This is a genomic window from Desulfoscipio sp. XC116 (assembly GCF_039851975.1).
Lineage (GTDB): Bacteria > Bacillota > Desulfotomaculia > Desulfotomaculales > Desulfallaceae > Sporotomaculum.
Genome location: NZ_CP156660.1, coordinates 805,227 through 832,216, shown reverse-complemented (window position 1 = coordinate 832,216; position 26,990 = coordinate 805,227). Strand labels below are relative to the sequence as shown.

26 protein-coding genes, 3 tRNA genes and 1 riboswitch are annotated in these 26,990 nt (G+C 42.9%); of the genes, 10 read left to right on the top strand and 19 right to left on the bottom strand.

Annotated features, from left to right (window positions below):
• Positions 1-6: 6 nt before the first annotated feature.
• Together ABDB91_RS03785 and ABDB91_RS03780 are read right to left on the bottom strand one after the other, a co-directional pair.
• Positions 7-1,698, bottom strand: a complete 1,692-nt coding sequence (locus ABDB91_RS03785) for a long-chain fatty acid--CoA ligase (protein WP_347490309.1) — start codon at positions 1,696-1,698, stop codon at positions 7-9.
• Positions 1,699-1,881: 183 nt separating this feature from the next.
• Positions 1,882-3,417: a 4Fe-4S binding protein gene (locus tag ABDB91_RS03780; protein ID WP_347490308.1), complete on the bottom strand. Its 1,536-nt coding sequence runs from the start codon at positions 3,415-3,417 to the stop codon at positions 1,882-1,884.
• 414 nt (positions 3,418-3,831) lie between these two features.
• Here ABDB91_RS03780 and ABDB91_RS03775 point away from each other — a divergent pair, with 414 nt between their 5' ends.
• Positions 3,832-4,479, top strand: coding sequence for an HAD-IA family hydrolase (locus ABDB91_RS03775; RefSeq protein WP_347490307.1), 648 nt, complete (start codon positions 3,832-3,834; stop codon positions 4,477-4,479).
• 97 nt (positions 4,480-4,576) lie between these two features.
• Here the strand turns inward: ABDB91_RS03775 and prxU are convergent, their stop codons facing one another.
• The 6 genes from prxU to ABDB91_RS03745 all read right to left on the bottom strand — a co-directional run bounded on the left by prxU (position 4,577) and on the right by ABDB91_RS03745 (position 9,872).
• Positions 4,577-5,170, bottom strand: coding sequence for a thioredoxin-dependent peroxiredoxin (gene prxU / locus ABDB91_RS03770; protein ID WP_347490306.1), 594 nt, complete (start codon positions 5,168-5,170; stop codon positions 4,577-4,579).
• Positions 5,171-5,320: 150 nt separating this feature from the next.
• Complete coding sequence (locus ABDB91_RS03765) at positions 5,321-5,980, bottom strand: ABC-2 transporter permease (protein ID WP_347490305.1); 660 nt, start codon at positions 5,978-5,980, stop codon at positions 5,321-5,323.
• The gene (locus tag ABDB91_RS03760) at positions 5,968-6,840 is read right to left on the bottom strand and encodes an ABC transporter ATP-binding protein (protein WP_347490304.1); all 873 of its coding nucleotides are present in this window, start codon (positions 6,838-6,840) and stop codon (positions 5,968-5,970) included. The genes ABDB91_RS03765 and ABDB91_RS03760 overlap by 13 nt, the downstream gene beginning before the upstream one ends.
• 2 nt (positions 6,841-6,842) lie before the next feature.
• Complete coding sequence (locus ABDB91_RS03755) at positions 6,843-7,217, bottom strand: GntR family transcriptional regulator (protein ID WP_347490303.1); 375 nt, start codon at positions 7,215-7,217, stop codon at positions 6,843-6,845.
• A 528-nt stretch (positions 7,218-7,745) separates the two neighbouring features.
• Complete coding sequence (gene pepF / locus ABDB91_RS03750; RefSeq protein ID WP_347490302.1) at positions 7,746-9,548, bottom strand: oligoendopeptidase F; 1,803 nt, start codon at positions 9,546-9,548, stop codon at positions 7,746-7,748.
• Between the two features lie 117 nt (positions 9,549-9,665).
• Complete coding sequence (locus ABDB91_RS03745) at positions 9,666-9,872, bottom strand: DUF1858 domain-containing protein (RefSeq protein WP_347490301.1); 207 nt, start codon at positions 9,870-9,872, stop codon at positions 9,666-9,668.
• A gap of 216 nt (positions 9,873-10,088) precedes the next feature.
• Between ABDB91_RS03745 and ABDB91_RS03740 the strand changes: the two genes are divergently transcribed.
• From ABDB91_RS03740 to ABDB91_RS03725, 4 genes are all read left to right on the top strand, one after another.
• Positions 10,089-10,184, top strand: a tRNA-Cys gene (locus ABDB91_RS03740).
• Positions 10,185-10,187: 3 nt separating this feature from the next.
• Positions 10,188-10,264, top strand: a tRNA-Ala gene (locus tag ABDB91_RS03735).
• A gap of 19 nt (positions 10,265-10,283) precedes the next feature.
• A tRNA-Lys gene (locus ABDB91_RS03730) sits at positions 10,284-10,359 on the top strand.
• 56 nt (positions 10,360-10,415) lie between these two features.
• Complete coding sequence (locus ABDB91_RS03725; protein ID WP_347490300.1) at positions 10,416-10,631, top strand: hypothetical protein; 216 nt, start codon at positions 10,416-10,418, stop codon at positions 10,629-10,631.
• On the opposite strand, the gene ABDB91_RS03720 is transcribed toward ABDB91_RS03725, so the two are convergent.
• Positions 10,617-10,952 (bottom strand): helix-turn-helix transcriptional regulator, encoded by a 336-nt coding sequence (locus tag ABDB91_RS03720; protein WP_347490299.1) that lies wholly within the window; start codon positions 10,950-10,952, stop codon positions 10,617-10,619. The genes ABDB91_RS03725 and ABDB91_RS03720 overlap by 15 nt on opposite strands.
• Before the next feature lie 100 nt (positions 10,953-11,052).
• Positions 11,053-11,151: riboswitch (cyclic di-GMP riboswitch) on the top strand.
• 86 nt (positions 11,152-11,237) lie between these two features.
• On the opposite strand from ABDB91_RS03720, the gene ABDB91_RS03715 reads away from it, so the two are divergent.
• Genes ABDB91_RS03715 through ABDB91_RS03705 form a run of 3 tightly spaced genes read left to right on the top strand, consistent with a single transcriptional unit; the run spans position 11,238 to position 13,075 of the window.
• Positions 11,238-11,849 (top strand): HD-GYP domain-containing protein, encoded by a 612-nt coding sequence (locus tag ABDB91_RS03715; RefSeq protein ID WP_347490298.1) that lies wholly within the window; start codon positions 11,238-11,240, stop codon positions 11,847-11,849.
• Between the two features lie 28 nt (positions 11,850-11,877).
• Complete coding sequence (locus tag ABDB91_RS03710; protein ID WP_347490297.1) at positions 11,878-12,240, top strand: hypothetical protein; 363 nt, start codon at positions 11,878-11,880, stop codon at positions 12,238-12,240.
• Entirely contained in the window at positions 12,233-13,075 is an 843-nt protein-coding gene (locus ABDB91_RS03705) for a GGDEF domain-containing protein (protein ID WP_347490296.1), read from the top strand. The genes ABDB91_RS03710 and ABDB91_RS03705 overlap by 8 nt, the downstream gene beginning before the upstream one ends.
• Positions 13,076-13,392: 317 nt before the next feature.
• Here the strand turns inward: ABDB91_RS03705 and dinB are convergent, their stop codons facing one another.
• The 4 genes from dinB to ABDB91_RS03685 form a co-directional block, all read right to left on the bottom strand.
• Positions 13,393-14,547 (bottom strand): DNA polymerase IV, encoded by a 1,155-nt coding sequence (dinB, locus tag ABDB91_RS03700; protein WP_347490295.1) that lies wholly within the window; start codon positions 14,545-14,547, stop codon positions 13,393-13,395.
• Positions 14,548-14,580: 33 nt separating this feature from the next.
• Positions 14,581-15,243 (bottom strand): diphthine--ammonia ligase, encoded by a 663-nt coding sequence (locus ABDB91_RS03695; protein ID WP_347490294.1) that lies wholly within the window; start codon positions 15,241-15,243, stop codon positions 14,581-14,583.
• 104 nt (positions 15,244-15,347) lie between these two features.
• Positions 15,348-16,148 (bottom strand): DUF3786 domain-containing protein, encoded by an 801-nt coding sequence (locus ABDB91_RS03690; RefSeq protein WP_347490293.1) that lies wholly within the window; start codon positions 16,146-16,148, stop codon positions 15,348-15,350.
• A gap of 32 nt (positions 16,149-16,180) precedes the next feature.
• Positions 16,181-16,663: a MarR family transcriptional regulator gene (locus ABDB91_RS03685; protein ID WP_347490292.1), complete on the bottom strand. Its 483-nt coding sequence runs from the start codon at positions 16,661-16,663 to the stop codon at positions 16,181-16,183.
• Between the two features lie 292 nt (positions 16,664-16,955).
• Between ABDB91_RS03685 and ABDB91_RS03680 the strand changes: the two genes are divergently transcribed.
• Both ABDB91_RS03680 and ABDB91_RS03675 read left to right on the top strand, forming a co-directional pair.
• The gene (locus tag ABDB91_RS03680) at positions 16,956-17,090 is read left to right on the top strand and encodes a hypothetical protein (protein ID WP_347490291.1); all 135 of its coding nucleotides are present in this window, start codon (positions 16,956-16,958) and stop codon (positions 17,088-17,090) included.
• 12 nt (positions 17,091-17,102) lie between these two features.
• Positions 17,103-18,314: an FAD-dependent oxidoreductase gene (locus tag ABDB91_RS03675; RefSeq protein ID WP_347490290.1), complete on the top strand. Its 1,212-nt coding sequence runs from the start codon at positions 17,103-17,105 to the stop codon at positions 18,312-18,314.
• Between the two features lie 362 nt (positions 18,315-18,676).
• Here the strand turns inward: ABDB91_RS03675 and ABDB91_RS03670 are convergent, their stop codons facing one another.
• The 6 genes from ABDB91_RS03670 to ABDB91_RS03645 all read right to left on the bottom strand — a co-directional run bounded on the left by ABDB91_RS03670 (position 18,677) and on the right by ABDB91_RS03645 (position 26,426).
• Positions 18,677-19,396 (bottom strand): sulfite exporter TauE/SafE family protein, encoded by a 720-nt coding sequence (locus ABDB91_RS03670; protein ID WP_347490289.1) that lies wholly within the window; start codon positions 19,394-19,396, stop codon positions 18,677-18,679.
• A 160-nt stretch (positions 19,397-19,556) separates the two neighbouring features.
• Entirely contained in the window at positions 19,557-20,477 is a 921-nt protein-coding gene (locus ABDB91_RS03665) for a glycyl-radical enzyme activating protein (RefSeq protein WP_347490288.1), read from the bottom strand.
• Between the two features lie 27 nt (positions 20,478-20,504).
• A complete protein-coding gene (locus ABDB91_RS03660; protein WP_347490287.1) occupies positions 20,505-22,988 on the bottom strand; it encodes a pyruvate formate lyase family protein in 2,484 nt (827 codons plus the stop codon).
• A gap of 101 nt (positions 22,989-23,089) precedes the next feature.
• Positions 23,090-23,926 carry a 3-oxoacyl-ACP reductase family protein gene (locus ABDB91_RS03655; protein ID WP_347490286.1) on the bottom strand — a complete coding sequence of 279 codons (837 nt, stop codon included), beginning with the start codon at positions 23,924-23,926 and terminating at the stop codon, positions 23,090-23,092.
• 64 nt (positions 23,927-23,990) lie between these two features.
• Complete coding sequence (locus ABDB91_RS03650) at positions 23,991-25,415, bottom strand: MFS transporter (protein WP_347490285.1); 1,425 nt, start codon at positions 25,413-25,415, stop codon at positions 23,991-23,993.
• Positions 25,416-25,709: 294 nt separating this feature from the next.
• Positions 25,710-26,426 carry a GntR family transcriptional regulator gene (locus ABDB91_RS03645; protein ID WP_347490284.1) on the bottom strand — a complete coding sequence of 239 codons (717 nt, stop codon included), beginning with the start codon at positions 26,424-26,426 and terminating at the stop codon, positions 25,710-25,712.
• Between the last annotated feature and the right edge of the window lie 564 nt (positions 26,427-26,990).

Genomic DNA, 26,990 nt, shown 5'->3' with positions numbered 1-26,990 from the left:
TAACTGTTACTTATTATTCTCCAGCTTGGCCTTCTCCTCCTCTACCAGGATACGGCGCAAGATTTTACCCACCATTGTTTTAGGCAGCTCATCCCTGAACTCCACCTTCTTGGGCACTTTGTATTTAGCCAATTGTTTAGTACAGAACTCGATGATCTCCTTTTCAGTGGCCTGCTTACCTTCTTTGAGGATAACGTAAGCCTTTAAGGTTTCACCCCGGTAGGGGTCGGGTACACCGGCCACCACCGCTTCCCGCACCTTGGCATGCTCATATAACACTTCTTCAACTTCCCGGGGGTAAATATTATATCCGCCGGCAATTACCATATCTTTTTTCCGGTCCACCACGTAAGTAAATCCACGTTCATCCATCCGGGCTATATCCCCGGTATACAGCCAGCCGTCCCGAATGGTATTAGCCGTTTCATCGGGCATATTCCAGTAGCCTTGCATCACCTGAGGACCCCTGACGCAAAGTTCCCCGACCTCACCCGGGGGCACTTCCCGGGTGCCTAATTCGATATCCATAATTTTCACCTCGGTATTGGGCAAGGGCTGCCCGATAGAGCCTGATACCCGGGTCCCATAAATGGGATTACAGTGCGTAACCGGAGACGATTCCGTCAGCCCATAGCCTTCCACCAGCTTGCCGCCGGTCAGACTTTCAAACTTTTCCTGTACCTCCACCGGCAGGGGAGCCGCCCCGCTAATACAAGCCTTGATAGAGGAAATATCATATTTAGCCAGCTCGGAATGGGAAATAACCGCCACATACATGGTGGGGGCTCCCGGGAACAAGGTGGGGCGGTATTTATTAATCTGCTTTAATACTGTATCTATCTCGAAGCGGGGCAGCAATATCATTGTCGAACAACAGTATATGGAAAAGTTCATTACCACAGTCATACCAAACACATGAAAGAAAGGCAGGACCCCCAGCGTTCTTTCCCCCGCCTCCCGGCAGTCGGGCAGCCATGAGCGCACTTGCATGACATTAGCCACCAGGTTTTTATGGGTCAACATGGCTCCCTTGGATAAACCGGTGGTACCGCCTGTGTACTGCAGCAGGGCCAAATCTTTGGAGGTATCTATGGTAACCTTCGGCGGTTGGGGGGAATATTTTTGCAAAAGCTCCTTAAACCGGAGAATACCCCGATCAGCGGGCACATCAAGCACCTGGCCCTGTTTTTTAGCCTTAATGGGATATAACAGGTTAAGCGGCAGAGGCAGGTAATCCTGCACCCCGGTGACAATTAAATTTTTAACCGGAGTCTGAGACAGCACACTGAGCACTTTTGGGCCAAGGGCATCCAAGTAAATTAATGTTTGAACTTGCGCATCCCTAAGCTGGTGAGATAATTCTCTTTCCATATAAAGAGGATTGGTCATTACGGCCACAGCCCCTATGCTGATGACAGCATAGTAAGCAATCACCGTCTGGGGACAGTTCGGCAACATCACGGCCACCCGATCCCCTTTTTTTACGCCCAGTGCGTGCAAGGCTGTGGCAAAACGATCTACCTGTTCTTTAAGCCGGCTGAATGTCAGCCTGTGTCCCATAAAAACAGCAGCTAAGTTAGTCGGATATTTTTGGGCGGCCTGTTCCAAAAAATGATAAAGCGGCACATCCGGTATGTCTATTCGTTCAGGCACCCCCTCGGGATAGTGCTTACACCAAAACAACTCTTCCTTAATCATACTTTTGATAAACCCCCTTTGCAATTGAATGATTAATCATTCAATATATCAGACGCAATTCCCGCAACTTTCTAATTATTTAAACAATAACATAAAAACATAACTTTTTCAATAATTCCGATATTTTATTATACTACATGACTTTATTGTTGCGACGTAAAAAAAAACATCCATAACAACCTCTTACAGCTTAGTTATCCAGCCCTTGCCGGACAGTTTGACCCCGGCAGTAAGAATGTTAAGAAAAGTAGAGCGAAACAAATCCCCGACCAATGCCCTTTTAACCGGGGACAGTTTTAGAATTCCTCCCAGGATACCCCGCATCACCCGGTGAGTGACAGCGCCAGGGTCATCAAATATGTAGTTCGGCAGAGTTCCCCTCTCCAGGCAGGCCAGTATGTTACGTTCAAAAGTGTTTTCCGGAGGCAGCACTCTTTGCCGGCGTTTTTTAAGCCGCAGTGCCCCACGAACACATTGATCGGCGCATACCCCACAGCCCAAACAGATGCTTTCATCCACCAGTGCAAGCCTTTTTCCCTTTTTTGCACCGTCTGAAGCAAGCTCAGACATCGGTTCGAATACCGGCAAGCTGGTCGGTTGGCTATTGGACTCATGCACCGGACCAGCCAGGCATCCAACCGCCGCTTCCTTATCTTGTACAAGCACTGGCCCGGATGCCGGTAAAACAGTCACCCCGTCACCTTGCTCAGACACCGGTCCGACTGCGGAACAGCCGGTTGGTTCACCACCCTGTACAGGCGCTAAATGGATACAATTTACCGGGCAGACTGCGATACACTTACCGCAGCCCGTACATTTTTCAGCGTCTGCCACGGCAATAAAACCGGAAGTTTTAATAAAACCGGTATAACCAAATTTATTAATACCCTGGAGCAGGTTACAGCAGCAGGCACAGCAGCAGCAAATAAACGTAATATTACGCTGCACGTTATCGGCACTAAAAACCAGCCCCAGCTCCTTACAGCGGGCCAGGTTGTCCATCACCCGGCCGCGGCTGACCTCGGCAGCCAGATGATGTCTGATCAAGTAATCGGCGGCGTAGCCGAAGGAGGTGCAGGTATCCAGAGGGACGGCGCATTTCTTATGACCGCTGTGCAGCTTCTCATGCCGGCAGGCACAGGTGCCAATGGCATACCGGTCGTGACTGTCCACAATGGCTTCGACTTTTTCGTAAGGCAAAATCTCCACCACATCTTCCGGGGTCACCGCATCCATGTGAGGCACAACCCTGGCCAGGGCTATTTGCCGCCCGCCGCCGGCGTTGGCCCGGTAAAAGTCGCCGCCGCCCGTCAGGTAAGCATGAAAGAGCCCCGCGGCAACTCCGGGGTCAAAATTACCGCGACTGCGCATCATAGTAAATTCGAATATGCCTACCATAATAGGTGAAGGCATGTAATAATATCGACCGTCGTGATAGAGATCCAACACTAAACCCTTTTCCGCCAAACCGTCCAGTCTGCCCTGTAAAGTGCTTGGGTCGGCTCCGGTTATGCGGGCAATTCGATTCACGGTGGATAGCAAGTAGGGCATTTGCACCACTAAATCCGCTTCTTGCTCAGTATACAGTTCCTTGAGCAACCTGTGCAAAGCTTCGTTCCACGGAGACTTTACGGTAAGATTATCGATTTTTTCACCCAGCTTGCGGTATACATCTTTGCCCGCCATGTGCCCCATATCTTCGGCCGTCCTTTCATACATATCAAATAGACTTATAGACCACTCTGAATTCATCTATCTTCGAAGTTCGCCAGGTGCAATATCTACTCCTGCAAGCAGCTGTTACCGAACACTCACTATGGCGTGAGCCGTCTTGTCATCTGTGTCTTTGTGACAGGGATAATAACAGGGTTAATATCTGCAATCCCGTGAACGGCCGGAAACCTTAATCTTAAGGTAACGTTAAAATTGACTTCCCGGTATTACCGCTTATTTAAATACTAAGGTTAAGCAATATGATAAAATAAACTAACACTAACCAAAAAACAAAACCGCTCTTGGGCTAATCAAGAAGTTACGCCCAAAGCGGTCCGCCGTGTCATATTGCCAACAGCCATTATTTAATACAGCTTAACAGCCAAAATAAGTTCGAACTTCCAGTTGAGGGGTGATGAAATGACTAAACATGTTATTTTCGATTTTGATGGCACCATTGTGGAGTCACGCTACCTGGCCGTGGAATTGCTAAACGAGCTGGCCCCTAAATATAAGCTTAGAAAAATCAAAGAAAGCGAGTATGAACACCTGCGTTCGCTATCCATCCCTCAAAGGTGTCAAGCCATTAATCTCCCTTTTTACAAGCTGCCCATACTAAAGATGGATTTAACTAAAAAATACAGGCGCGCCACCGCTTCTTTGCAAGCCATCGACGGCATCAAGGAAGTTTTAGGCAAGCTCAAGGCCGGGGGAATGACACTCAGCATTCTTTCATCCAATTCGACGGAAAATATCAACGCTTTTTTAGCGCATAACAACATCAATTTTTTTGACTATATCATTTCATCAGGCGGCCTGTTTGGCAAAGACAAAGCCATCAAAAGTTTTTTAACTAAACACCGATTAAACAATAAAGATATAATTTATGTGGGAGATGAATGCCGGGACATTAGCGCCTGTCAAAAAAACAAGGTGCGCATTATCGCCGTAACATGGGGCTATGATGCGGAAGAACTGCTGGCCGGCTGCCACCCCGACGCGCTCATCCGTAACCCGCTGGAATTATATAATATCGTTCTCAACATGACCTGGTCTAAGCTATCATAACCGCTTGACCATAAAAAGAAGCAGCACGGGCTACAACCCGTGCGCATTAACCTTACATACCCCGGAAATTCATGTTTACCGATACATCCGCCGGCAGTCACTCTTTAGGGGGCTGCCATACTTCCCAAACTTTTCCCGCCCGGTCAGTTGACGGCTTTAAGGTTGGGCTGCCTTCAACCCACCCGGAAGGCATTACCTCGCCGGTTTTCTGATGATGTTGATAAGCCTTGACTTGACGAATAAGCTCTTGCGGGTTCCTGCCCACGGGCGGGCTTAATATCTCCGCCGCCTGGATAACGCCTTCCGGATCAATTAAAAACCGGCCGCGGATATTTACCCCTGCGTCTTCATCATAAACGCCATACAATTTGCCAATCGCTCCCGTTTGGTCTGACAACATGGGGAAAGGGATATCGCCCCCCACCATTTTAGAAAGTTCAGTTTCATTCCAAACTTTATGGGAGAACACGCTGTCCGTGCTGCAGGACAAAACCTCTACATTCAGAGACTTGAGTTTATCATAGCCAACGGCTATGTGCGAAATCTCAGTAGGTCAAACGAAGGTGAAATCCCCGGGGTAGAAGCAAAGCACTACCCATTTTCCCTTGTAATCTTCCAATGCTACCTGTCTTACTTGACCCTGGTAAAATGCCTTAGCCTTGAAAGCCGGTGCTTGTTTAGTTACCAACACATCAAAACCCCCTTGGAAAGTATTATGATATTTATTATAAATAAATAGCTTATATTTATCAATAGGTATTATAAATAAATTTCAAATTCAATTTCCTACTCTAATCAGCATAAGAAAATGGCCCTATAAGGTTCCGGTATTATGTTGATGCTAAAGGTCCCTGCTTTGATAGACCTTCAAAGATAGGAGAAAGGATAATAGCTGTGTAATTAATATCACAACCATAATTGCAGTGAATATCTGTATATCAGTTAGAGAATTTAAAAGACCCGTGATACTTCGTACCCAACCAACATCCCCATTCACATAAAGAAAATTCACCGCACCTGTCAGTCCAAAAAATAATAAGAAGAATAAAATAAGATTTAAGAACTTGATTTTAATGTAGCCGAATTTAAAATAAAGGGGTAAAAAAACACCGTTTAATAAAGCTATGGACAACAAGCCGCCGGCTAAACCTTCCAGAGAAATCGGATGAACTTTTACAGGCAGACCTGTCAATGCTATCACTGTTGCTATCAACCAGTAGGCCACAGTCCCTATCACAATATAAGCAATAACAGATAAATATTTAGCCAATACTATATCGGCTCTTTTTAGAGGTAAGCTGTTAAGCATTACGTCAGCTTTGTTTTTTTCATCGTACGCGCAGGAGGTTAGCAGCAGCATATAAGTAATAGCGGTCAGGGCCGTTGGGTAAATTACCATTCCGACCCCTTGCATGGCAACGGCAAAAAAAACGATATAGGCGAAGCCCAAAAGGAGGATCTTCTTTTGAATTAAGATGTCTTTTAATATTAAATTATACATTTTGCAGCCCCCTTTGTGTAATGGAGCATTATATCTTCCAAAGCCGGTTTTTCAATAAGCACCTGTTTGTTAAAAAGTAATTGAGCCCGCCGCCGATCCTCTACCAATCCTTCAAAGCCAAACTGGTTTTCTTTAATGCCGATAAATTCTTTCCTGATATCGTTATCCAGCAACTCCCTGGCGCCTCTGACCAAGCCGTGCCCGTCCAGCAGTTCATCTTTGGCGGTGCTGAAAATGATTTGCCCGTTATTGATAAACGTGATATAATCAGCTATTTTATCCAGATCCGAGGTTATATGAGTAGATAAGAAAACACCTTTATTCTCATCCTGCATGATATAGGTTAATATTTCCAGCAATTCATTTCTAGCCACGGGGTCCAGACCTGCGCTTGGTTCATCCATAATCAGCAGATCGGGATGATGACTTAGAGCCACCGCCAAAGAATACTTCATTTTCATTCCCTTGGATAAATCCTTGATCTTCTTTTGGAGCGGCAGATCAAAATCAGCCAGATATTTGGCAAAGGCGTGATTATCCCAGTCTTTATACAGCGGGGCAATAATTTTACTCATTTCCCGGATGGTTAACTCTTCATAAAAATGGTTTTCATCAAACACAAAGCCGATCTTATTTTTAATTTCTATTTCATGTTTCAGATTATCCAGTCCGAAAACGTTGATAACCCCGCCGTCTTTTTTTAGCAAATTTAAAATCAGCTTTATCGTAGTGCTTTTACCGGCGCCGTTAGGACCGATAAAACCCATGATGCAGCCCTTTTCCATAGTAAAGCTAATATCTTTTAAGCTAAACCCCTTAAAATTTTTCCTGATATTTTTAACCTCCAAAATAGGCTTCATTATCATTCCTCCTCGTAAAACAGTTTGAGCATTTGTTGTAATTGATCAAAGGATAAATGCACGGATTTAGCGGCCAGCACCGCTTCCATCAACTTCTCTTCCACAATTTTAAGCCTCTTTTCATGGAGAAGTTCCTTGTTTTCGGCCGCTACATAAGACCCTTTACCCGGTACGGCAACAACGAAACCTTCCTTTTCCAGTTCGTCATAGGCCCGTTTTGTAGTAATGACACTGATTTGCAGTTCTTTGGCCAGATTCCTGATTGATGGCAAGGGGTCGGCCTCCAACAGTTCACCTTGCATAATCATTTCTTTTATTTGGGAAACAATCTGCTCATAAATTGGTAAACTGGAAGAGTTCGAAATAATAATACGCATAACCAAACATCCCTTCAAACATCCGAGCATACTGTATATATACAATATACACAGTATGCAACAGTTTTGTCAATAGTGAACTCGTTCAGCTAAAGCCGAACATCCGAGCTTCAGATGGGATTCCACCCCACCTGAAGTTAAAATAGGAGCAGCTGTTGCACAACGGACTAAATAGTTCATAGTGCGACAGCCTTTTGTAAAGATACCGGATTAGTATCGGAATAATTAGCTACATCTGAGAAGGGGAGCGTCGCTCACTACTCCAAGAAAGTAGTTTTGCGACACTCCCCTTGGAATTTGCTTAAAACGAGCAAATTTCTTTGGATTGGACAACGCAGAAAGGTTCAACTATCACATATAGCCGATAGCTGAACCTTTTAACAACCTGTTACCACAAAACTTTTTTATTTACCGCAAGAACAAAGCGGTACATGGTGAACCTCCTCCAGAACGAGCCCGTGGGTTTTCAGAGGCAGGTTTTTTATAAAAGCTATGGAATATTAGTAGAACAACAGTACCCTTGCTTTTCTAAAGAGTTAGGCTTTCCAGCTCCGCTACCAGGCGGGCAAATACAGCCAGGCATTCTTGCACCGGCTGCGGGGTGGTCATATCTACCCCGGCGGAATCCAACAGGTTCAGGGGATAATCCGAGCCTCCTTGATGTAAAAAACCAATATAGCGGGCTACGGCAGAGCCGCCTTCTTCGGTAATGCGGCGCGTCAGAGCGGTAGCCGCCGAAAAACCGGTGGCGTATTTGTAAACGTAAAACGCATTGTAAAAGTGGGGAATGCGTGCCCATTCCATGTCCACGTCACTATCCACCATTACGTCCGGCCCGTAATAGTCAACATTCAGCCCGTGGTAAATCCGGCAAAGCAACTCGGGAGTCAGCGCTTCACCGGCTTCCACCCGCTCATGAATGACCTTTTCAAACTCGGCAAACATGGTTTGCCTGTATACGGTACCACGGAATTGTTCCAGATAGTGGTTAAGCAAATATATTTTCTTACCCCGGTCTTTAACTGTTTGCAGCAGGTACTGCATCAACAAAGATTCATTAACCGTAGAGGCTACTTCAGCGGTAAATATTTTATAATGGGCGTAAACGTAAGGCTGCGTCTTAAAAGAATAGTAAGAATGCATGGCATGACCCATTTCATGAGCTAAAGTAAACACATTATTCAAATTATCCTGATAGTTCAACAGCACATAGGGGTGTGTGCCATAAGGGCCCCAGGAATAAGCACCACTGGTTTTGCCCTTGTTTTCGTATACGTCCACCCAACCGCTGTTAATTCCCCGCACCATCGTTTCCACATAAGCATCACCAAGCGGAACCAGACCGTCCCGCACCACATTTACCCCTTCCTGATAGGGGATCTTCCAGTCTATATCTTGGACCACGGGGTTATAAATATCGTACATATGCAGTTTGTCAAGCCCCAGCAATTTTTTGCGCAGCCGCATGTAGCGGTAAAAAGGTTCCAGGTTTTCACGCACCGTGCGGATCAGGTTGTCATATACCTCTACAGACACATTATCGGCAAAAAGAGAGGCTTTAAGAGCTGAAGGATACTTGCGTATCCGGGCATAAAACACATCTTTTTTTACACTGGCGCCCAAAGTGGCGGCCAAAGTGTTTTGCAATCGACAATATGAACTATACAGGGAAGCGAAGGCATCCCGACGCAGCCGGCGATCCCCGCTTTCCATAAACTGCAAATAACGGCCATGGGTTAACTCCACCTCGCGGCCCCGCTCATCCCGCACCGGGTCAAAGGTCAGGTCGGCGTTATTGATCATCCTGAATATGTTGGCGGAGGCCTGGGTTACTTCTTCCGCCCGGGCGATGATCTGCTCTTCCTCTGCGGATAAGATGTGCGGTTTTTGGCGCACCAATTCCTCCAGCATAAACCGGTACGGAACAAGGCCCGGTTCTTCTTGCAGAAACTGTTTTAAGGTCTCATCCGGTACCGCCAGTATTTCAGGCACATAAAAGGAAACTGAAGCCTGCACCCGGGCGCTTAGGCTATCCGCCCGGTCGGTCAGTGCCTGGTAAACAGAATTGGTGTTATCCTCATCACGCCGCATACGGGCGTAGGTATATATTTTTTCATTAAGTGCTTCCAACTGCTCCTGCAGTTGAAAAGCTTCCAGCAATGTCCGGGCCGATGAACCCAGCCTGCCCTTAAATAACTCCGCGCGAGCCGCCAGATCCAGCGCCTTACGATAATCCTGATCCCAGGCGTCGTCGCCGGGGTAAATATCCTCCAGCCGCCATTTATATTGACCGGGGATTTCCTGGCGAGTTGGCAGGTAACCTTCGTTCACAAAAAAACCTCCTCTTTTAACAATATTTATTTATTAACGGTCTACAACCAAGGTCTGCGGGGATACGACTTGATCCGGAACCAGTGCAAAGGACTCTAAATCTTTTAATCTATAGGTTCATGAGTTAAGTTGAATAGCCTCATCTATTTCCGTCATCAATTTATCCAAATCAATACCGTATTTGTCACATACCCGCTCCAATGTTTCAAAAAGTGATTCACAACAAATACAAACATCTAAACAGTGGTCGTAAGCCTTAAAAACTTGCAATGATTCGGGATGCTTCTCGGCCAAATCAAGGATAGTCATATCCTTGGTTAACATTTATATACACCTTCTTAAGCCATATTATACTGATATTTTCATTATACCACTTCTCTTGCACGGTAAGCCCCCAAGAAGGCATTTCCCCAAAGATATTAGAATTACCAGGCAAAATCGTCAAAAGGTGTTCCTCCAATACACCGTCTTTATCACCTAAACAAACTTCATAAAAATTGTTTATTTGATTTATTTAATAATTTTATGTTAATATGTTTCGGGGAGAAAGGGGATGGTCCCCCCGCGGGCTGCAAACCCGTTGGCTTGCCTGCAACCCAGGTGGGAGTCCGGTTCAATTCCGACTTCTCCCCTCCATACTGGGGCGTCGCCAAGCGGTAAGGCACCGAGCTGGCGACTTCGGCATTTCGTTGGTTCGAATCCAGCCGCCCCAGCCAGCTTTTCTTTGGCACATAAGGGCTATTAGCTCAATTGGCAGAGCAGGCGACTCTTAATCGTCAGGTTGAAGGTTCGATTCCTTCATAGCCCACCAAAAAGGAGTTCCTTTTACGGGAACTCCTTTTTAGAATTGCAGGAGAGTGATTTATAGTGCATGAGGAACTCAACAACATTAAATTAAAAATGAAAGCACTTGGTTTTTCCCGGCAGCAAATTGAATCTATTATTGAGAAAGCCCTGTCCGGAAAAGACTGGGGAGAATTAAATGATTCGGAACAACAGCAATTGATAATATCCATAGATAATAGAATAACTTTCTTAAGAAAGTTATTGCAAGTCATGAGCTGTAATTCATGTCGTAGATAGACCTTTACATAAGTCAACGTAGGCTTTAATTATAGTTAATATAAAACCTATGTGTTGATTGCCCATGTCATTTACCATATGCAGGTAAAGTATAAGCTCTTCTGATAAATTCTCTGCTGATTCAACAAAAAGCAAGCTTGCTTTAACACCAAGGACTTCCGATATTATAGCAACGAGCTCTACAGAAGGATTTTTCTGTCCTCTTTCCAGGTACCCCCAATAGGCAGGTGTAATGCCAACTAAAGAGGCCGCTTTCGTTTGAGAAAAGCCTTTTTGAATCCTGTAGAGCTTTATATTTTTGCCAACAACCTTTTTAATCATTTCTAAACCTCAATTTTTTACGATGCATACAAGTGGTTTATTTTTGTTGAAATATGTAACCTTATAGTTATATAATATGCTTAATTTATTTTTAATATCTGTTTCACAAAGGCAAACTACATCGAAAGATTAGGGCGCAAAGCCATGGGTCTAAAGCGCTTAAGATTATCTGCAGCGCAATGATTGCCAGGTTGCGGGAGAAAATGATACTAAAAAGATATATTAATATTTTCCCCCCTCTTATCGATGAATATGTCTTTTGTCAAAGTGGAGGGACAATAGCAATTGCATTTAAATATAGAAACTGTCAATAGCATGCTTCTGAAGTTTCCTCAAGACCTGAGGATGCATTCTTTAAATGTATGCTACCTTGCTCAGAAAATGGCCCAATATGCCGGTTACACACACAAAGAGATAAAAAAAATAACATTGGGGGCTTTATTGCACGATATCGGTAAAAGCTGCATTGATGAAAGAATACTTTATAAACCCACTAGACTATCGGAAAAAGAATTTTCCATAATTAAACAACATACAGTGTTAGGCACCAAAATAATATCCTCTTTTGAAAAATGCAATAATCTTTTACCAATTATCCTTTATCATCATGAGCACTGGGATGGAAATGGTTACGAAGGTTTGTCAGGAAGGGATATACCTGAACCGGCACGCATTGTAGCCATAGCGGATGCATTTGACGCAATGACAAGCCCCAGGCCATATCAAAAGCCTAAAACCCTAAATGATGCTCTTTCAGAACTTAACAGGAATAGAGGCCTGCAATTTGACCCTGATTTAGTCCAGGCATTTGAATTATGTATTGTAGAATTAATTAAGACGCCTCTCAAAACAAGCGATATTAATTTCTGGCATAAAGCATTTAGCAATATTGTATAAAACAATATTGAAAAGAGGTTGCATATTTATGAGCATTAATAATAAGAATTTTCGCAACAAAAAGGCAAATTTACAAATACGTTTTTCTGAATTTGACCTCCCGCCTATGCAGGATTTATTACTTATCGGCAAACGCGCACCAATCGGTCCCGAAGCCACTCGCAGAATGATTAACGCCTTGGCGCCCGGACAATATGAGGTTATTTTAATCGAAAACAGCAATATTGAAGCCATAGCTGTAAAAACCAGTTTATTTAACTGGATACCCAGAGATACACTGATCAAGACCATACTGGAAGAAGGTATTAAATTAACTAGCGCACAATCCTTGATTAAAGCTAAACTAGAAATCTCAGTTTCAGTATTTAAAGAAGTTGATATTAATGTATAACATAGAGTACATAATGAGTAGCCCTGTTTTTTCAATTACCTCCGGAGAAAGTGTCTCACAAGCCGCCAAGTATATGCAAGAACATAAAGTCGGCGGATTGCCGGTTATAGAAGGTGAAACTTTAATTGGCATAATTACTTCCAAAGATGTACGTTTTCATCACCCCAACCGGATTGTGGCCGATTCAATGAGCAACCCGGTTATTTCATGTGAACCCGGTGATACAATTTGGGAAGCAGCGGAGCTGTTAGATAAATATAAAATAGAACGTATGCCTGTGTTAAAAAACAATAAAGTAGTCGGAATGATAACCAAATCCACAATAATGAAACATATGGGTCAACTATATGACCCATTAACCGGCATATATAATGCCAGTTATATATATCAGGTTGCTTCAAAGTTACTTTCGGAAGGACATGAAATTTCCGTAGCTTTATTTGATGTAAATAATTTTGGACAATTGAACAAAAAATACGGCCATGTATACGGCGATCATTGTTTGAAACAAATAGTTAAAGTTTTTAAAGATACCATACAAGCAAGCTGTGACTTTGTTTGCAGATATGGCGGTGACGAATTCGTCCTTATTTCTCTAAGAAAAATAAATAATACTGAAAAACTAGTTAAAATTATAGTTGATTTAATAGCTGTTGAAACCTCCAAGGCCGGAGTTTCCGCTACTGTATCGGCCGGTATTTGTGGTGGCCAAAGAAGGTATGCCAGAAGTGAATTAAAATGTTATGAAGTAGTTGAAAATCTAATAAACAAAGCAAGCTTAGCTTCTACAAAAGCTAAAGTGATTAATGAAAGTTATATTGTGGAAACGGATTAACTGTGGCTTGTTAATTTTCCCGCCTATTCACACTGTTTTTTAAGATGTCCCTGGCAGCTATTTTCAGCTATTCCGATCATAATATTGGCTTCGTTACCGAACCTTCGGTTACCCATATTGAGCATTAATATAAAGCAAGGAGCTATTGCCTGAATGTCAATAGCTCCTTGCTTTATATACCATCTTACGCGGGAATAGGCAACCAAAAGCTTATCGGTTAGCCGGGAGCAGTTTTGCCCGTCCGAATCCATCATCGGTGAAAGGCGACTGCGTCATAACAATTATAGCCATCATCCATTGAGCCTCATCCGCACCCCTTATTTTTCGCGTTTTTTAAACAAACTTGCCACCCTGACAACATCTTCGCCGTAACGGTCCTTCAGCTTATCCAGGGTCGCCGTGATTTTTTCCTCCCTGACCTGTTTTTCGTCCCGAAACAAGGTAATTAACCGTTCCCCGGTCAGCCCGGTGCATGTTATGCCGATAAGCCTGACCGGCGGTTTGCAGTGCTTATTCAGTAAAAATCCGGCCGTTCCATAAATGATACCGGTCAGGTTCGTGGGTTCGGGCAACCTTTCGGTACGGGTGACCAGTTGGCGATCGGGGTATTTGATTTTTAGAGTAACCGAGCCGCATTTAATGTCTTTACGACGCAGACTGCGCCCGACCTCTTCCGCCAGCGCGCGCAGTGTCTGCCGCAGTTCCTCCATGTTCCCAACATCCTCTGGGAAAGTGATCTCCTTGCCAATTGACTTGGCTTCGCGGTGCGGCTCCACCGGCCTGTCATCCTTGCCCCGGGCGAAACCGTACAGCGCCCTGCCGTACCTGCCGAAACTCCCCTCCAAAAAATCAAGGGACAGTTCCCGCAGCTGACCAATAGTCTTAATACCAACGCGTTTTAACCTGTCCACAGTCTTCTCACCGGTACCCCATATCTTTTCCACCGGCAGCGGCGTCAGAAAGTCCAACACTTTCTCCGACGGAATGACCGTAAAACCGCCGGGCTTTTGGTAATCCGAAGCCAGCTTGGCGATAAACTTATTGGGACCGATGCCCACCGAGGCGGATAGCTGCAGTTCTTCCTCTATGCGCCTTTGGATCTCCATCCCGATAGTCTCCGGCGATCCGAACAGCTTCTCGCTTCCGGTTACGTCCAGGAACGCTTCATCCAGCGAAAGGGGCTCCACCACAGGCGTATAAGAACGGAAAATCTCCATCACCACATCGGATACTTGCTTATACCTTCTATGGTTGGTTGGCACAATAACCAACCCGGGGCAAAGCTTTACGGCAATAGCCATGGCCATCGCCGACCGCACGCCGAACCGGCGCGCCTCGTACGAAGCGGCCGCCACCACACCCCTTTGATCCGGACTGCCGCCCACGGCCACGGGCCTGCCCCGCAGTTCCGGGTTGTCCCTTTGTTCCACCGAGGCGAAAAAAGCATCCATATCAACGTGAATGATGGTCATGGCGAACACCCCTGAAATGAAAACAATATTTTATTAAATACTTACCTCAATTTGAGCCCACATCTCTGCTACAGGAATTATCTCGGTACCGAATTTTAAATCAACAGGCTTCTTAAAGATTGGTCCATCATATACCACTGTATGATACTCACCATTTTCCCCACATACGTCCGCGCCGTACGCTTCAATTTCTTCCATCAATGAGAAACTCAAGTCTTGTCCCAAGAATCTGCTATCCAGCATTGTTGTATTAACTACTGCTATCTTTGCTTTGAAACCCGCGTTTAAAAACTCCCTTACCAATTCTTTTCTATCCTTTTGCCATAGAGGCAACACTGCAGCAATAGAGGCTCTTTTGCATACTCTATCCTCCCACTGCTTGTGCTCATCTAGATCGATATCACCGAAAATACCATAGTCTATGCCCTGCTCTTTAAAGAGCTTAAGGTGTGTGACAAATACTTCTTCATAATCATTAAACAATGCTTCCCCTATTGAACATTCAATACCAACTGCACCGGCTTGAGCTTTAATGATTTCTTTCTTTAATCTGTGGGCTGAGCTTATGCCATTTTCCATGCTGAACATGGTAAGCAGTTTCTTGGGGTTATATACCTGTTCTAAAGCTTTATACAAAGCAAGACAGGAATCCTTTCCACCACTCCATGAAATAAAACAATTTTTATTTATATCCACCCGTCATTCAGAACCTTTCTTTTGAAATTGGAAGATCTCTTAAAGCACCGCAAAGGAAAGAGAAGGAGAGGGAAGCATGGGAAATATTGCTTGGAATTAGTATCTTAACCATGCCTAAGAGAAATTTTTTCAAACATCCTCACAAGCCCCGAGGTAATACCAAAGACTGATCGAATGTTAAGATTATCTTCCGCAGTTGTATCGAAAAAAATATTGAGTTTGGATTCAAATTCTTCTTCCGGCTTGGAATAGCAGATGAGAATAGGGACTTTCGGCAGGGGATGTAAAACAAGTGAGAAATCAGAAGAATAATTAATCGTCGCCGGCTTTCCACCAAACACGTGTAAAATAATTTCAAGAAGATCGGTATGAATATCAGCAATTTGCTTTAGAGGTTTCTCGCATAAAGGCTCAAAAAGCGGAATCCATGTCATCCCATTTTTTAGTTCCCTAAACGGAACCCATTGTCCGGAAACATTGATTCCCGAACACGATATAACATAGTCAAGCAATGGTATTGTTAACCATGAAAACACATGGCAATCAGATGTGATATTTCCATTAAAATCGATAAAAAAGTCTTTACCTAAACATTTAATTTTTAATTTATCTCCCGTAAACAATGCTCCCAATCTTTCCGCTGATGAATAGAAATCCCGTGTGGCCATTTCTCTTTTCAGTTGTTCCAGCAATTGCTCTATTTGCTGCTCATAAGGCACTCGTTTGACAACTCGCACATTAAATCGTTCAACTATATTCTTTTCCAAACGAGGACAGCCATCAAGACGTTTTTCACCCTTGATTACCGCATCTGCAAAGGCCAAACATGTCGGCATTTGACAATGTCCGCAATTCGATTTCGGGAGTAACTTATATATTTCCAATGGATTATTTAGTTGCGACATAAGCAGTACCTCCAATTCAAATACAGTTTAACTCAACCCAATCCTTTTTTTATTTTTTCCAGCAGTGAAATCAATGCTTCCCTGCCATGTCTGTCAAGAACGGACATAACTTTATGCATGTAATCATTGTGTACGGGCAGGAAGGCGTGCATCAGCGCAAAAGCCCTGTTGGTGAGGCAGACCCGAAACACCCTTTTATCCGCGGGGTCGGTATTTCGAACCACAAGGTCTTCTTTCTCCAATCGTTCAACAAGCCCTGAAATTGTGGGCCGGGAGGCCAGTACCTTTTTACCCAATTCCGACTGTGTTAATCCATGATCACCCGCCATGTACAGATGAACCAGGGCGTTGAATTTAGCCGAGGAAAGGCCGTAACGGGCAAAATGAATAGAAAAAACATCCTCTATAGCTTCCCAAGTCGTTTTTAGTTCATATAGCGTGCGCTTTGAAAGGTAGCGATCCAGTGCATCTTCGTTTTGCTCTATTTTTATCCCCCCAATACTATATGTTAGCATGCTAACAATAACGTTAACATGCTAACAACATAAAGTCAAGTATTCAAAGGGTCCTGGAGGAAGAATAGCGGGGCAAAGCTTTTAGTGAATTCTAAAAGGCCGATTAAACTCTTTCAAAATTTATCCGCAGCTATATTATTTAACATGGTTTCATAACATTGAGATACGATTAGTATAGATGAGAATATCAACGATAAGACACAGTATCTTTTAATGGCCGGTATTGCTTTATAAAATATATCGTATTATCATAATATTGAATTTAATAGTTATGCAAAAGGAGGGGGAAATAATGCAAATAGGTGAACAGTTGGTTATTGTTGGATGCGGTGGATTGGGCGGTCCTGCGGCAATATTAGCTAAAAAACTGATGCCGGATGTTAACGTCACCATTATTCGCGCGGAAGAACGCTTTATTGTCCGTTGAGCTCTGCCCCATGTGGTGGCCGGTCAGGCTACTGTCGATTCTATTACAAATCCCGATAAGATGTTTGCGGACGCAGGAATTAATCTCATAATAGACAGAGTTACCACCTTGGACGTTAACGCTAAAAATATAACTATTTCTACCGGAAGAAAATTACCCTATGATAAACTTGTTCTTGCTACCGGCGCCAGCCCCTTTGTTCCTCCTATACCGGGCAATGAACTGCAGGGTGTTTTTACTTTGCGCAACGCTCCCGACGCCCAAAAAATACAAAATTATTTGCAAAACAAACATCCCCAAAAGCTGGTTTTTGTGGGAGCCGGTTTCCTGAATCTTGAGTTGGCTGCACTTCTTAGCGAGGAAAATCCTGGTGTATACGATATAACGATTATTGAACTGTTAGAGCACCCGCTTCCACTCATGCTGGACAAAGAAATGGGGCAAATTGCAACTAATTTTTTAAAGGAGCAGGGTTTTCAGCTAAAAACAAAGCAAAAAGTAACGGAGATTATGGGGAAAAATGGAGCGGTCAGCGGTGTAATACTGGACAATAGGGAAATTTTAGATGCGGATATGGTGGTGCTTTCCGTAGGTACCCGCCCTAACCTGGAACTAGCCAGAGAAGCAGGATTAGAAATAGGAAAAACCGGACTTAAAGTAAATGAATACCTGGAAACTTCCAACCCCGATATCTTAGCGGGCGGGGATATTATCGAAACGGAACATTTCATCACTAAAAAGTTAGCACCCTCTTTATTGCGCGGACCGGCAGTTATCCAGGGGCGCCTTATTGCCAAAAGGCTTGCCGGCTATAATATTCCTTTTCCAGGGGTTTTGAATAATTCAGCAGTGCGTATTTTTAATAAATATATCGGCGCCACCGGGCTGAATGAAGACCAGGCTGCAAAAGAAGGATTTAACGCTTTGGGAGTGACGGTCGATTCCAGCAGCAAGCATAGGATGATCCCGGGAAATGAGTCTTGGACGCTAAAACTGGTATTTGATAAAATCACGCAAAAACTGCTGGGCGGACAAATTATCAGCAATACTGTGGCACCTGTAAAAGAAATAGATACCATTAATGCTCTCATTCTAGGGGGAATGACTGCAAAGCAAATGACCACTCTGATGTGTGCCGGAAACCCCGACTGTTCTTCCGAGCCCAGTCGTGAACCTATTACCATAGCTTCTGAACAAGCCTTGCAAAAAATGAATTTGCGATAAAAAATTTAAGATTTATAAATTATTACTGTGTTAAATTCAAAAAGGGAGTGTCGCAAAACTACTTCTTGGAGTAGTGAGCGACCCTCCCTTTCCCAGATGCAGCCAATTACTCCGATAATAATCCGGTATTTTTACAAAAGGCTGCCGTACTATGAACTATTTAGTCCGTTGTGCAAAAAACGGCTCTGGGGTGCCTCACCATACCGAGATTTTACCACGGCCCCTTAAACTGTTGAAACAGCTTAAGGTGGTTCCGCATTTAACGCCTGCGGTCGGCGATTAGCACGACAAGGAGGGTGACGATCTGTAATCCGGAAGACCGGATTTCACATTTCGAGGTAAACTCTAATATGAGGTAAACTCTAATATATTGTTGTTATTAGCAAATAGATACCCGTTATAAATAATAAGACGTTAATAACTATCCTTTTTAAAAAATCTTGATTCAAACGAACAAATATTAACTGTCCCAAAAAAACGCCTAACAGCATAAAGGGGATAGACCATAATGTCGATACCCAAACAATTTTAGAGGTATGATAAAAGAAAAATTGAAGAAAGAAGCTAATAATATTTACAAATACACAGTAGGCTATCGTCGTACTCCGCAACGTTTCTTTATCAACCTCATTGCCGGCATAATAAATCATTAACGGAGGCCCGGGCATACCGATACTTGTAGTAAGTAAACCTGAAAAAACACCTACAATCAACTCTTTTATCTTACTCTGCTGGAATTTAACCTTTGCTACCAATAAACAAGTTGATGAAAGTATAAGTATGCTAACTAATACTTTCAAAAGACGCACATCCAAATATAAAAAAATCAGGAGCCCCGGTGGTATTCCAAATAAACTACCGATTATCAAACGTTTTAGAGTCTCTCTATCCACTCTATCGTAAATTTTTAAGTTCAAAAAGAATGCGATTAGAAAGGAAAGAATGATATTTAACTCTATGGCATCATGAGGTTCAAAAACTGCCAGAAGGCATGGAACAGCCATAATAGCGAATCCAAATCCAGTCGCTGTCTGTAAAATTGAGGCAATAAATACAATTAATATGAGGGCAAATATATTCATTAGCAAAACCTTCTTGTTCTTCATCACTTTTAGCCAAAGTAATTCTTACTGCATTAATATCGAAACAGAGTATCGAAAACAGATGGAGAAAGAGAGACTAATAAAAATCAGTCTCTCTTCAATATTCCACCATGGCTTCATCCAACTCAAGTAAAAAACGCTAACCCACTGACCTTTGTCCCAGCCGGTGCTTTGCTAAAACCTTGAGCTTTTTAAATGTTTCCTCGTTAAGCTTCACATCACCCATTAGATATTCACGCTCAAGCGAGATATATTTGGGTTCTCCCAAGCGGTGGTAGGGCAGAAGTTCATAGTTAACATTAGAGAAGGGTTCAATAAAATTAATAATCCCTAAAACATCTTCTTCTGTATCATTAAAGCCGGGAATGATCGGTGTCCTCGCAATAACTCTCAAATAAGGAAAACGAGAACACATCTCTTTGAAATTGCTTAGAATCAATTCATTGCCAACCGTCGTATGCTGTTTGTGTTTGGCTGAATCAAGACATTTAATATCATAGATAACAGTGTCCAAATAATGACAAGCTTCTTCAAGCACCGACCATTGTACAAATCCGCAAGTTTCAACGGCTGTTCTAATGCCGCGGCGCTTTGCTTCTTTTAATAGATTAACGGCATAGTCCCCCTGCTGAAGCGCCTCTCCGCCACTTAATGTCATCCCGCCTTTAGACCGTCTATAAAAGGCGTTATCCGCTTCGACCTCATGCAGCACTTCCTCAACACTCATCTGTTGTCCAAATACCCTAAGCGCTGTAGTTGGGCAAAGATCAGTACATTTGAAACATTTTTTACACAAGTCGCGATTAATCTTGATCTCACCATGCTCTCCCAAACTAATGGCCTGCCGCGGGCAAGACTCCTTACAGAGATGGCAGCCCATGCACCGGCTTGCACTCCATGCAAGTTCCGGTGCAAAACTTTGCGATTCCGGATTACTACACCAAGCACAGATTAAGGGACATCCTTTAAGAAACACGATGGTTCGTATCCCAGGTCCATCATGTACCGAGAATTTTTGAATGTTAAAGACGGTACCAACTTTTCTGTTATCAAGACTCATTGAACTATCCCCCAATTAGGTACATTCTCAGATGACAGAATGCGCCGTTCTGGCAATAATATCGTCTTGCAGTTCCGGTGACAAATCGACAAAGTAGGCACTATAGCCGGCAACACGAACCAACAGATCTCTATATTGTTCCGGATTCTTTTTCGCAGCTAACAGGGTTGATTGATTAATAATATTAAACTGCACGTGCCATAATTTTAAGTCACACCAACCGCGGATAAAGGACATTAAGTTATGGGTTCCCTCGTCACCTGCAACACAAGCCGGGGTAAGTTTAATGTTTAAAAGCCTTGATGCCCGTTCATGATAACCACGATTCTTTGAATTGTAGTTTGACATTAATACTGCCGTTGGTCCTTTGACATCGGCACCATGAGCAGCAGATGAGCCGTCGGATAGATACATCCCAGCTTTTCTTCCATTTGGCGTGGCATGAACGATTTTTCCGAAAGGAATATGGGATGTAACCGGAACATAGCGCAAGTTAATATGAAAGCCCATTTTCTTTGAATATTTGTGCGCAAATTTTAGCCCTTCCAGGTCAATGTCTTTGGCAATGGAATCGGCAACAGAATCATTGTTACCATATTTCGGAGACTTCATCAACATCTGGCGAATATCTTCATATCCCTCAAAGTTCTTGTCCAACACTTCGCACAATTTTTCCAGGCTTAGTTTTTGCCTATCAAAGACCGTCTCTTTGATCGCACAGAGCGAATCAACGACCGTTCCATAACCGATAAAATCGAAATACCCAATTTCAACGCCACCATCAATATAAGCGGAATGCAAATCTTTATGATTTTTTAAGCACAGTTCATGCAGTGAAGAACCAAAGGGTGATGCAAAGTGTTTTTCCCGCAATTTAATAATAATATAAAGTTGCTTAAAAGCTTGTTTCAGCAAGTACTCTTGTTGTGCCAAATAGGCCTGCCAAAAGTCTTCCCAGGTTTTGAAATCTTTTAATTCGCCTGTTTCAATTGTAAGCAGTTCATCACCATAGGTCTTCATGCGCCCGTTATTTAACGTCAGCTCAAGAGCTGCACCCAGATTAACATAGGGACAAGGAGTAGTAAAGGTATCAAGGTTCGGCATTCTTGACTCTGTGCAGCCAGATACGGCATAAGTATTGGCTTGTGCAATGTCAGCCCCTTTCGCCAACAGGAAAGGAATAACTTCTTCATCGTTAATGAGTTTAGGAAAGCCCGATCCATCTTTGACCGTTTCCGCAACCTCATAGAGGTATCTTTCCGGCGACAAAGAGTGAACGCGCGCCGCTAAATCAGGATAATTGAACGGAAATCCCCGTTTTGAATGAAGGAAGACATAGGTTAATTCATTTGTCGCATCATCACCTTTTTCATCAACCCCACCGATAGTAACGGCTTCCCAGTGTGCACTTCCTGAATATAAGTTAGCCCCGGCCGGACTGATATAGAGATCTAAATATTGTGCCATTCCAAGCCACATGCATTCCAAAAGTTCCTTAGCCTGTTCTTCGTCAATCAGGCCTGCATCCAAATCCTTTTTATAATATGGATAAAGATATTGGTCCATTCTCCCGTTAGAAATTGTTGCTCCTGTTTTTTGCTCAAGGCGAGAAAACGATTGGGTAAACCATTGGCACTGTAATGCCTCACGGAAATTACGCGCCGGATATTCAGGTACTCGACTACAAATCTCGGCTATAGTTTGTAGTTCGCCTCGACGGATAGAGTCCGTTTCTTTGGCAGCCATTTCCCGTGCTAATTGCGCATGACGTTTAGCCCAAAGAATAATAGCATCTGAAACGATAATCACAGCTTGCAGAAATGGAGCTTTATCAACCATATCTGTTGGTTCCATGGGATCTAATGCCGCGAGCTCTTTCTCAGCATCTTCCTTAATAGCTTTAAAACCTTTCGCGATGGGTTTTTCATAGTCATGCACCCATTGAAGAGCTGAACGCATTGATGCCGTTTCGTTCACAATAAAGCGGGCTTCGTAGATATTCTCAGGATTATAGGTAACTTTAAGAACATCCTCGGGAAATGAATAGGCTAATTCATCGTAAAAGCTTTTGCCTTTCCAGTAAGGCGCTATTTCACTATCAATAATCTTAGCATCTTCATCGGTAAGGTCAAAAGGCGTATTTTTTCGATTCTTTACGTTTTCAGATATTTTATCGAGAAAACAGCCGTCAAGTTCCGGGTAAATTAAACCGTGTTTCCCCGGACAACCGACTCTCCCCGCGAGCAGCTGGCAGTCATCAATGTAGACCGGTATATTTCCAGCAATATGATAGAGTGCCTTTGCCCATCTGAGAACGAGCGGTTGTCCCTCAGTTGCCTTAAAAGACTCGGTAAAATATTTCGCCCGCTCAATATCAATCCGCGGTTTTGAAAAAGCAAACGAGCGGTAAATCTTAGAGGTTCGTTCTCTTAAAAAACCACCGGATTTTTGTTCTGCTTTTTCAGCAACCAACCGTAATTCCTGAGGAGATAAAACCTCTGCAATAGCCATTCTTATCGTCTCCTTCTCAATCTTTAGACTAACTTACTCTCCATATTTAAATATGTTTAAATATGGTAGCAAGTTAGTCCCTGATAGTATTTTAGAATTCTTTAGAATTCCATAACTAACCCACCATTGGGGCTTATTATCTGTCCAACCATATAGTCGGCATCATCTGAAGCAAGATATACAGCAAGGGATGCATATTCCTCAACTTTACCGATTCTCCCAACTGGAATTAACTGCATAAGGAAACGTTGTCTTCTTTCAGGCTCCATGCTGTTAATTCCACGCATAAATTCATCCGTATCAATGTAGCCCGGGGCGATACAATTCACACGAACACCTGCTCCAGCGACTTCATGCGCTACCGATCGAGTAAACGCGACAACTGCACCTTTCGATGCGGAATAGTTTGGGCTATGTGAACTAATGGCCGAAATACCGGAAATAGAAGCAATATTTATGATCCTTCCCCAACCCTTATCCTCCATGATATTCAGAGCCTCTCTGGTACAGTAAAAAAGACCGTGAACATTAACATCAAACATCTTCTTCCAGTTCTCATCGCTCATGTTCCTTGTTATTTTTAAGGAATGTCTTGGTACTGAAGTAGTAAGTAAATCAAGGTGATTTTTCCGGTCCTGTACTCCCGCTTCATCAGATCTAAAAATTCCGGCATTGTTAACTAAAATATCAAGGGTACCGAACCGTTCTAAAATCTTAGCAAACATATCTTTAACTTCCCGGCTGGAAGAAACATCTGATCGAACAGCTAAAGCCTCTGCTCCAACTTCCTCCAACTCTTTCAAAACTTTATTAAGTCTCTCCTCATTCCGCCCGCTGATTACTACTTTCGCTCCTTCACGAGCAAATGCCAGAGCAATTCCTCTTCCCAATCCGGCACTTCCACCGGTAACAAGAGCAACCTTGTCTTTAAGTTTCATTTCGCTCCCCTTCCTCAGAAGATAATGATCACATCGGCTACTTACTATTTAAGATTCAATTGATTTACCCCAAAAGCCCTTTTGATTGTTCCGGGAGCCCCGCAGGAGCCGTTGCTCCAGTCTCTTCAACACTTCGACCGGCAGTCTCCTGTCCCCAAAGCATCATTGGGATTACAAAAACAACGAAGGTCGCCGCCACGAACCAGAATACCGCTTTGACGCCGCCGGCAGCTAGAATGTAGGAAATGTAATAGGCTACCAGAACTCCACCGAATAATCTTCCCACTGCTTCTCCCATACCGCTGCCCGCACCACGCATAGAGGTGGGATATTGTTCCGCCATGTAAATTTTAGCTACCGGTAAGGTACCAAAGCCGAAGAACGCAGCGATGAATCCGGCAACTACCAGTCCTGTAAAGGAAGTAACCTGTGCCAACCCTACCAATCCAACAGCAGCAAAGATACTGAAGAAGAAATAGACGGGTTTGCGGCCATATTTATCGGATAGATAACCAATCACGACCTCTCCAATACCACCGATAACCATCATTATCCCGGTAAATAGAACTGCATTTTCCATCGCAAAACCTTTAGTGGAAAATATTGTCGGAGCATATACAAGCATTGCATACCAACAGATCATTGTTGCCGTATATAATCCCCAGGCAATAAGGCTCCGTGAAAGATATGGTTTCTTAAAGAGATCCGCTATTCCAACCTTATTTTTCTTGCTCCCGTCACTTTGCAGGGATTGAAGAATTCCCTGGTTGACAATCTTTTCATCATGAGCTAACCCGGCTTCATCTTCAAGTTTGTGGACTAATTTTCTAACTTCTTCAATACGTCCTTGCTGCAAAAGCCAACGCGGCGATTCAGGAAGCCATAGCTTATACAAAATGACAAATACAATTGGTATACCACCTACGATAAAGGCAACCCGCCAAGCAAAATCCAAAGGGAAAGTGGAAATCGCCCATGCTCCTACAAGATTAGGAAGAACATATGCCGCACACAAACCGGCATTAAGCCAGCATACTACTGTTCCTCTTCTTTTCGCTCCTACAAACTCGGAGATAAGAAGATACGGGATGGGAAAAACCGCGCCTTCTCCTAAACCAGCTATAAACCTCATCGCAACAATCCAATAGAGATTAGGGAAAACGACACCGATTAGGGTAAAGAAGCAGAACCAGGCAACGCCGATAAGAAGAACTTTTTTACGTCCATACTTGTCCATTAAGCGGCCCGCGAAATACACGCCAATAACAACCCCAACGGTAGAGGAGGTCCCCAACAGACCTACACTACTTGGGTCTAAATTCCATAACTCTTTAAGGATAAGAACTGTCTGACCAACTACTCCTATATCAAAAGCTTCAACAATCCACGCTATAACAAGCATTACCATAATACCAACAATACTTCTAGTAATAGGAAGGCGATCTAACCTTGAAAGTAAATTGGCCTCTACCATTTTAGAATTGCTCATTTTTTGTACCTCCTTTTTATCGGTTATAAAAGGCGCTCAGTTCAGTTAATTAATTATGAAAACTATCCTGCCTCCTTTAACTAAGTGTCTTTGTGAACATATGCACAAAATGAGCTGCTTTAAAGGTTATGAGATCCAATAAAAAGAAAAACTACCACACGTCATGACGTACGTACCAGTTAACTTAAATTCATACTATCTGTTATTAATTGAAATGTCAATGATGAATATTATTTTTTTCACAAAGATTAGAAGCCCAACATTTTAATAATTTTTCTAAAAATTAGGTTTTTCTTATTTTCTAAATAATTTTATATGAAAGGCATACCGATCTGCACGATAAACAGCTTTGTAATACTCTACGGTGTTCCCCGCTGAATCCGATGTGACTCTTTCAATAGCTAACACGCTTGAATTTCCGGTTCCATCCAAGATATCTAATAATTTCGTTTCCTCTTCGGTCGGCATACTTGAAGTAATTAATTCTTCTGCCTGGTAAAGTATTCCATGCTCTTCCAAAACGGAATATAGTGCAATCTTATTCAAATCGTATTCTTTAAACTTTAACCCTATTTCTAAAGGATAGTAATTTCTTTCAATCGCAATAGGTTCTCTATCCGCATATCGTAATCTTTCAATTACATAGAACTCTTGAACTCCCAATATTCTTCCGATTTCAGGGTCAGACTGAATTCCCTGGAAAAGTAATTTTATACCAGGTTCCATGCCCATTTTCTCAATGGTTTCTGTTACACTACTTAAACTACCTAACCATTCGTTGACGGAATGTGACGTAATAAAAGTACCTTTCCCATGAATTTTCTCAACTATATGTTCATTAACTAAAGTAGAAATAGCTTCCCGAACCGTCGTTCTGCTAACATTGAATCTTTCCATTAACTCTCGTTCACTTGGAATTCTGTCCAAGAGATTTCCGCTTTTAATTTCCTTGATTAATATCTCTTTTAATTGTGCGTGTAAAGGAATTGGACTATTTACATCCAGCTGCATCAAAATCACCTCTATTCTGATTATAACCTAGCGATCTCCTTGTATATTATAAAAATATCTTATCACACTCATTATTCCAGCTCAACTTTTGCACCTGGGTAATGCGAATGAGAACTTGATTTAGCCGGCCAATTCACCGATTTCGCATTTTCCGGCTACTCGGCAGTAAGCTAATAAAAAAGAAAAACACAGTATCCAAATTCTTGACTGTAATCATAATAAGTGTTTTAGCTCGTCATAAAAACTTTTTGGTTTCTCGGGTGACAAAAGATAAATTTCCTTTTCTGTTACTATTCGCACCATACTATCCCATCTGGTTGCATAAACTCTAACCATCTCTCCATTATTAACGGTAAATTGACCAAACCACGTTACCATACAAAAGAGGTGCTTTCATATGATAACGATAGGCCATCAGGCTCCTAAAAATCAACTGTCCCAAGGAAATTAAACCGGCATTCAATTATGCTTGTTTTGGGCAACGATATATTTTTCTATATTATAACAATTATACGCAATCAGAACCAGAGTGAACTCGTTCCCGGGCATTTATCCCGGCCTATA

Excerpts from the sequence above, each read along its gene's own strand:
- ABDB91_RS03785 (WP_347490309.1), bottom strand. The coding sequence starts at position 1,698 with ATGATTAAGGAAGAGTTGTTTTGGTGTAAGCACTATCCCGAGGGGGTG.
- ABDB91_RS03780 (WP_347490308.1), bottom strand. The coding sequence starts at position 3,417 with ATGTATGAAAGGACGGCCGAAGATATGGGGCACATGGCGGGCAAAGAT.
- ABDB91_RS03775 (WP_347490307.1), top strand. The coding sequence starts at position 3,832 with ATGACTAAACATGTTATTTTCGATTTTGATGGCACCATTGTGGAGTCA.
- ABDB91_RS03765 (WP_347490305.1), bottom strand. The coding sequence starts at position 5,980 with ATGTATAATTTAATATTAAAAGACATCTTAATTCAAAAGAAGATCCTC.
- ABDB91_RS03760 (WP_347490304.1), bottom strand. The coding sequence starts at position 6,840 with ATGAAGCCTATTTTGGAGGTTAAAAATATCAGGAAAAATTTTAAGGGG.
- ABDB91_RS03755 (WP_347490303.1), bottom strand. The coding sequence starts at position 7,217 with ATGCGTATTATTATTTCGAACTCTTCCAGTTTACCAATTTATGAGCAG.
- ABDB91_RS03745 (WP_347490301.1), bottom strand. The coding sequence starts at position 9,872 with ATGTTAACCAAGGATATGACTATCCTTGATTTGGCCGAGAAGCATCCC.
- ABDB91_RS03720 (WP_347490299.1), bottom strand. The coding sequence starts at position 10,952 with ATGATTAAAAAGGTTGTTGGCAAAAATATAAAGCTCTACAGGATTCAA.
- ABDB91_RS03710 (WP_347490297.1), top strand. The coding sequence starts at position 11,878 with ATGAGCATTAATAATAAGAATTTTCGCAACAAAAAGGCAAATTTACAA.
- ABDB91_RS03705 (WP_347490296.1), top strand. The coding sequence starts at position 12,233 with ATGTATAACATAGAGTACATAATGAGTAGCCCTGTTTTTTCAATTACC.
- dinB (WP_347490295.1), bottom strand. The coding sequence starts at position 14,547 with ATGACCATCATTCACGTTGATATGGATGCTTTTTTCGCCTCGGTGGAA.
- ABDB91_RS03690 (WP_347490293.1), bottom strand. The coding sequence starts at position 16,148 with ATGTCGCAACTAAATAATCCATTGGAAATATATAAGTTACTCCCGAAA.
- ABDB91_RS03685 (WP_347490292.1), bottom strand. The coding sequence starts at position 16,663 with ATGCTAACATATAGTATTGGGGGGATAAAAATAGAGCAAAACGAAGAT.
- ABDB91_RS03680 (WP_347490291.1), top strand. The coding sequence starts at position 16,956 with ATGCAAATAGGTGAACAGTTGGTTATTGTTGGATGCGGTGGATTGGGC.
- ABDB91_RS03670 (WP_347490289.1), bottom strand. The coding sequence starts at position 19,396 with ATGAATATATTTGCCCTCATATTAATTGTATTTATTGCCTCAATTTTA.
- ABDB91_RS03665 (WP_347490288.1), bottom strand. The coding sequence starts at position 20,477 with ATGAGTCTTGATAACAGAAAAGTTGGTACCGTCTTTAACATTCAAAAA.
- ABDB91_RS03660 (WP_347490287.1), bottom strand. The coding sequence starts at position 22,988 with ATGGCTATTGCAGAGGTTTTATCTCCTCAGGAATTACGGTTGGTTGCT.
- ABDB91_RS03655 (WP_347490286.1), bottom strand. The coding sequence starts at position 23,926 with ATGAAACTTAAAGACAAGGTTGCTCTTGTTACCGGTGGAAGTGCCGGA.
- ABDB91_RS03650 (WP_347490285.1), bottom strand. The coding sequence starts at position 25,415 with ATGAGCAATTCTAAAATGGTAGAGGCCAATTTACTTTCAAGGTTAGAT.
- ABDB91_RS03645 (WP_347490284.1), bottom strand. The coding sequence starts at position 26,426 with ATGCAGCTGGATGTAAATAGTCCAATTCCTTTACACGCACAATTAAAA.